Consider the following 1,306-nt stretch of genomic DNA (forward strand, 5'->3'; position numbering starts at 1 on the left):
GGGGTATCGACAGGTGATGGACATTGCTTATAGTGATGGAATAAAAATATCCAGACAACTGCTACCTGTGCTGGATATCCTGTTTCCCAAAGGCAATCCGTATATGTGGTGGACAGATCGATTTTAGTAAGAAAGGAGAGAACAATGTCAACCTTCACAGTTGGTTTACTGAGTCCCGGAGACATGGGCCATGTCGTCGGACAAGTGGCAATCGCCAATGGCGCTCGGGTAATAACCTGCCTGAATGGCCGCAGTAAGCGCACGCGCAAGCTCGCAGAAATAGCGGGAATCGAAGACGTGCCCACATATTCCGACCTCGTGCGCGAAGCCTCACTCGTAATATGCATTCTCGTCCCCGCAGCAGCAGAATCAGTAGCCGCTCGCGTGGCTGACGCCCTGAAAGAAACGAATGAACAGATTGTATATACCGACTGCAACGCAATAGCCCCGGCAACAACTGTGCGCATTAGCAAAACAATTGAAAACGCGGGCAGTGTATTTGTCGATGCGGGCATTATCGGCGGACCGCCGCGCCAGCCTGGGGGCACGCGGTTTTACTGTTCGGGACCAGACACATCGGTCTTTGAAAAATTGAACAATTACGGGCTGGACGCGCGAAAAGTAGGCGATGAAATCGGACAGGCGTCGGGATTAAAAATGTGCTATGCCGCACAGACCAAAGGGACGACCGCGCTACAAACGGAACTGCTCATCGCCGCGCGGCGCATGGGCCTGTACGAAGGATTGATCGCAGAGTGGGAAATGAGTCAGCAAGACCGGTTGGCAGGCATGGAGCGGGGCTTGCCGGGAATGCCGACCAAAGCAAAGCGGTGGATAGGTGAAATGGAGGAAATCGCCAAAACCTTCGGCGATCTGGGACTCACGCCAAAAATATACGAAGGCGCCGCAGACATGTACCGACTCGTCAGTGAAACACCACTTGCAGACGAAGCACCCGAAACGCGAGACAGGAGCCGAACACTCGCGCAGGTCATCGATATCTTTGCCGAGCAATCGAAAGATAAATAGATCTAAAGACAACACACAAAATATCCCCTTCTCCTATCAAATGTAGAAGGGGATTTTATTTTTTATTTATTTTTTATAAACATATGCCCAATGGCAAATTGACTTTTCGATTGTGACAAGCTATATTACGCATTCTAAAAAACAGTGGGTAAATTTAAACCGGGAGATGTAAGTGAAAGCAGCACAAATCGTCGCACCCAGACGCATTGTGGTCGTCGAAACAGACGAACCACAACTCCTGGGTGCCGGGCAAGTAAAAATTCAACTCGAACGGGCG

1 protein-coding gene is annotated in these 1,306 nt (G+C 50.4%); it reads left to right on the top strand.

Translation table 11 applies throughout. From position 1 onward, the window contains the following. The first annotated feature begins 144 nt into the window (after positions 1–144). Positions 145–1,029 carry a DUF1932 domain-containing protein gene (locus tag OXG87_08755; GenBank protein ID MCY3869634.1) on the top strand — a complete coding sequence of 295 codons (885 nt, stop codon included), beginning with the start codon at positions 145–147 and terminating at the stop codon, positions 1,027–1,029. Positions 1,030–1,306: the final 277 nt, after the last annotated feature.

It is taken from the genome of Gemmatimonadota bacterium (assembly GCA_026706845.1).
GTDB lineage: Bacteria > Latescibacterota > UBA2968 > UBA2968 > UBA2968 > VXRD01.

What these genes read in the sequence shown, in the direction of transcription:
- OXG87_08755 (MCY3869634.1), top strand. Translation starts at nt 145, where the DNA reads ATGTCAACCTTCACAGTTGGTTTACTGAGTCCCGGAGACATGGGCCAT.